The organism is Pseudomonas oryzihabitans (assembly GCF_032027545.1).
Taxonomy (GTDB): domain Bacteria; phylum Pseudomonadota; class Gammaproteobacteria; order Pseudomonadales; family Pseudomonadaceae; genus Chryseomonas; species Chryseomonas oryzihabitans_F.
Map to the genome: position 1 here is coordinate 1 of NZ_JAVSJB010000055.1, position 5,212 is coordinate 5,212.

At 60.5% G+C, this 5,212-nt stretch carries 1 protein-coding gene and 1 pseudogene; one reads left to right on the forward strand and one right to left on the reverse strand.

The window, feature by feature from the left end; translation table 11 throughout:
* A partial coding sequence (locus RND78_RS27460; protein ID WP_312733366.1) for a hypothetical protein occupies nucleotides 1–211 on the reverse strand: 211 nt, incomplete at its 3' end.
* A 1,656-nt stretch (nucleotides 212–1,867) separates the two neighbouring features.
* Between RND78_RS27460 and RND78_RS27465 the strand changes: the two are divergent.
* A pseudogene (locus tag RND78_RS27465) lies at nucleotides 1,868–5,212 on the forward strand (DUF637 domain-containing protein); the annotation flags it as partial.

Consider the following 5,212-nt stretch of genomic DNA (forward strand, 5'->3'; position numbering starts at 1 on the left):
CCTCAGCCTGACCCTGGGCGGCACCTACCAGGGCGCCGGGCGCCTGAGCAGCGGCAACGACCTCACCCTGGGCGCCGGGCAACTGCTGCTGGACAACGCCAATGCCCGCCTGACGGCTGGCAGCGGCACCACCACCTTCACCATCGGCGGCCTGCTGCGCAACCAGGCGCGGATCACCTCGGCGGGTAACGCCACCCTCAATGCCGGACAAGTCGTCAACCAGGGCACCCTGGGCGCCTCAGGCAACCTCACGATCAACACCCCGAGCCTGACCAACCAGAACAGCAGCCTGATCTTCAGTGGCGGCGACATGGGGCTGTGGGTGAATGAATTCACTAATAGCCGGGCTGACGTCTATAGCCTTGGTTCTATAGATGCTAGAGGCTACAACGGGTCCAGCCAAGCAGCTTCATTTAAGAATATATCTGGCACTTTAGAGAGTAATCGGGACTTCTCCATAAAAGCTAATGTGCTGGAGAATCGACGCGAAAGCTTTGCTCTAGGGCGTACGCTGGTTTCCGGAACTTTGGCACCTCTCTGCTACGACTGCAGAGGGGATTACTTTACTGTTGATTATGTGGTTAGAGAGCAATACGAGAGCACTGTGACAGATGACTCTCCTTCTGCTTTTATCTCGTCCGGCGGGAGTCTATTTTTCGATGGCGGTTCCTTTTCAAATAACAGAAGTTCTGTAGCTGCTCGAAATGATATTTCTATCAGTTCGAGTGAGTTTAAGAATTTCGGTGGCTCTGCAGGAACTATCGAAAGGACTCGTGTTTTTCATTTTGTAGATATAACTGATGGTACGTTCTTCCGCTTTATGAGGGGGGACGGTATGAATTATGTTCAAAGAAATGATAAGGATTATCCGACGTTAGTAGCCTATACCGATGGTTCTGGCAAGATACGACAAGGACGAGTCGAAGGCGGACATTCTTATAATAGTGATGGAGTCGGAGAGTATTTTTATACGCTGATAGATACCGTTACTGGTCGTGAGCTTGACCTGCCGCTGGGAACGGATGTAGAGAGGTTGTCGCTCTATGATCGTGGAAATTTGGTACCTTTGCCAGCTACGCTCGACTCTCGACATCTGGTGAGTGATGTCGAAGTTGCAGCGGGAGGCGGAGCTACTCAGTCCGCCATTGTGCAGGCGGGCGGTAAAGTTTATATTCAAGCGTCTCAGTCTTTAGAGAATAGTGTTGTACGGCAAGATTATGGCTATGGTGCGGGCGCTAATAAGACACAAGATGTTCGCGGCAACACACTCGTTTCGCCAACAGTAGTTCAGTTTAACTCTCAACTACCACCTAACCTAGCCCAGCAACAAGTCAACCCCACCACGCTCCCCGGCTTCTCCCTACCCACCGGCCAGAACGGCCTCTTCCGTCTCAGCAGCCAACAAGGCCGTGAGGGCGAGCTGAAGACCCTCACCCAGGTGGAGGGTGTTCGTAGTACTCAAGTCGCTGCCGAGGATAAGGCCACCATTCAGGTAGCCAAGTACAACGCCGGCCGTAGCGACGCCACTGTCCAGCAACTGCTGAGTACCCAGACGGGCAACGTTGCGTCGCTGCAGGCGGAGAAAGCGGCGGACACCTCAGTCTCCAACAAGGCTCAGCTCGACGGCATCGCCTTTACCAAGCCGGCTATCCTGGCTCCCTTGCCCGCCCAGATTGGCAACGCGGCGGGAAGTAATGGGCAAGCAGCGCTCGAATCCGGAACCGGCATGCGTTCTCCGGTCGCCGTGATCGGCAAGATGCACGACTCACTGACCGGCGGTGGTCTTCACGACATAGTGGCCGCCAAAGGTACGGTGCAAAGCGAAGCTCTGACCCCCATTCCCTATGCGATGGGCAGCAACCTACCGCATCGCTACCTGGTGGAAACCAACCCGGCGCTGACCGACCTCAAGCAGTTCATGAGTTCGGACTACCTGCTGGGCAACCTCAACTACAACCCCGACACCAGCTGGAAACGCCTGGGCGATGGCCTCTACGAGCAGCGCCTGATCCAGCAGGCCATCGTCGCTCGCACCGGCCAACGCTTCATCGCCGGCCTCAATAGCGATGAAGCCCAGTTCAAGTACCTGATGGACAACGCCCTGCAGAGCAAGCAGGCGCTGGGCCTCAGCGTGGGCGTCAGCCTCACCGCCGAACAGGTCGCGGCCCTGACCCACGACATCGTCTGGATGGAAGACCAGGTTATCAACGGCGAGCACGTGCTGGTCCCCGTGCTCTACCTGGCCCACGCCAACAACCGTCTGGCGCCCAACGGCGCGCTCATCCAAGGCAGCGACGTCACCCTGATCGCCGGCAACGACCTGACCAACGCCGGCACTCTGAGAGCCACCAACAACCTCACCGCTACGGCCACCAACAACCTGGTCAACAGCGGCCTGATCCAGTCCGGTGATCGACTGAGCCTGACCAGCACCCTGGGGGACATCACCAACCGTGCGGGCGGTATCATCGCCGGGCGTGACATTGAACTGACGGCCTCGAAAGGCGACATCCTCAACGAACGTACCGTCACTACCCATACGGCAAGTTATGCCGGCCAGAACCTGCGAGAAGACTACGCCGACAGCGCCGCCCGTATCGAAGCCAGCAACAACCTGAGCCTTACTGCCGGGCGTGACATCAACAACGTGGGCAGTGTGCTGAGCGCTGGTGGCAACGCCACTTTGATCGCCGGTCGCGATGTCAACCTGGTCAGCGCCCAGACGCAGACCGGGCGCAGCAGTGGTGCCAACAACACCCGCTCCAGCATCACCCAGCTGACCGGCAGCCTCACGGCGGGGCGTGATCTGGGCATCGGTGCTGGCCGCGACCTCACCGCCGTCGCCAGTACCCTCAGTGCCGGCGGCAACGCCACCCTGACCGCCCAGGACAACCTCACCCTGGCCGCCGCAGCCGACGAAACCCACAGCTACAGCAAGAGCAAGAAAGTCACCCGTCAGGAAGACTACGTCGACCAGCAGATCACCACCCTGACCGCGGGCGGCAACGTCAGCCTGATGGCGAAACAAGGCGACCTGACCCTGGTAGCCAGCAAGGTGGAAGCCGCCCACGAGGCCTACCTGTACGCCGGCAAGGACCTCAACGTCCTGGCCGCCCAGGACAGCGACTATTCGCTGTACGACATGAAGAAGAAAGGCAGCTTCGGCGCGAAGAAAACCAAGCGCGACGAAGTGACCGACGTGCGCAACCTCGGCAGCGAGATCAAGGCCGGCGGCGACATCACCCTCAAGAGCGAAGGCGACCAGACCTACCAGGCCGCCAAGCTCAGCAGCGGCAAGGATCTAACGCTTGATAGTGGCGGCGACATCACCTTCGAAGCGGTGAAGGACCTGCATCAGGAGAGCCACGAGAAGAGCAGTAACAGCCTGGCCTGGACCAGCATGAAGGGTAAGGGCAACACCGACGAGACGCTCAGGCAGAGCGAGCTGGTGGCCCAGGGGCAATTGGCGATCCAGGCGGCGAACAAGATCCACATCGACGTCAAGGACATCAACGCCCAGACCGTCAGCCAGACCGTGGATGCGATGGTCAAGGCTGATCCCAACCTGGCCTGGATCAAGCAGGCCGAAGCCCAGGGCGACATCGACTGGCGGCAGGTGAAGGAGATCCATGACTCCTTCAAGTACAGCCATTCGGGGTTGGGCCAGGGCGCCATGCTGGCGGTGATCATCGTCGTCACCGTGCTGACCGCGGGTGCCGCGAGTGCTGCCGTAGGAGCTGCAGCGGGCGCAACGGCAGGATCGGGTACCGCCATGGCCGCCGCGGGTACCGTCACGACCGCAGCCACGGCGACCACCGCTGCAACCACTACGGCAGTGGCTGCTGGTTGGGCCAACGTCGCGGCGACAGCGGCGCTGACCTCCATGGCCAGCTCGGGTGCCGTCAGCCTGATCAACAACCGTGGCAACATCGGCGCCACGCTCAAGGACACCCTGAGCAGCGACGGCCTGAAAAACGCTATGATCGCCGCCGGTACGGCAGGCGTCATGAGCTATGCCGGCAGCAACTGGTTCAAGACCACCGTCGATCCGGTCTCGGGCAAGGTGACTGGCGCCATCCCCGACCTCACCAACCCGGGCAACTTCACCCGCTTCGCCGAAACCCAACTGCTGCAGGGCGCCGTCAAGGGCACCCTCTCCGAAGCCCTGGGCCAGGGCAAGTTCAGCGACAGCCTCAAAGGCAGCGTCTTCTCCATCCTCCAGGCGGCCGCCTTCAACGAGGTCGGCGATCTGGGCAAGCAATGGAAGCTCGAAGACAGCGGCCTGGGCAAGACCGCCATGCACGCCGTGGTGGGAGGCCTGCTCTCCGAAGCCATGGGTGGGGATTTCAAGACGGGTGCCGTAGCGGCTGGGGCCAATGAAGCCCTGATCGAAACATTGGACAAGAGCCCGTTGCTGGCCAGCGCGGACCAGAGCCAACACCAACGGCTGGTCAACATGGCGTCGCAATTGGTCGGGCTAGTGGCGGCGGCGAGTGTGGGCGGCAATGTCCAGCAGGGCGCGGAGATCGCCGGCAATGCCCAGGCCTACAACCGGCAGTTGCACAGCTTTGAGCGCCAAATCCTTGATGAAAAAGCCCAGGAACTGCAGCAGACCTTGGGTAACACCAAGAGCGGCGAGAGCTGGGGAACGCTGCTCACCCTCGTAGGTGGCGCTGCGGTAGACAGTGAGGACAGCCAGAAGCTTGCTGCTCTCCAGGCCAGCTTGAAGGACAGCAATCCGGAAAGCTGGAGCCTCAAGCAGGACCTGATGCAAGCCCAGCAGGTCATCGACCAACTGAAAGGCCAGCGGATCGCCCTGACCTGGAGCAACGGCAAGCCCATCGTCGCGGACGGAGATCGTGTCTATGCCTTTGCCGCGACGGATGCCCAACGGCAGGACCATGCTCTGTTCGATGTGGCGAGCAACACCGGTCTGTACAACGCACCGGGCAACGATCCTGTCGTGCCGGACAAGTACGTCCAGCAGTTCGGCGATTACGTGGCGGCCAAGCATCAGAGCGAGATCGCTTCGGTCTCCAGTAGTACTCTGGCAAAGGATGATGCCTGGGCGGCCTTGCAAGGTCGCACCAACAGTGGCCTTGTAGATGTAACCTTTGCCGACGCGCTAGGTGCTCTGCCCGCGGGTCGGGCGGTGAGGGCGGGTACTGCCCTGAGCACGACCCTGCAAGCCACGGCGCGCGAGGCGGAGGAG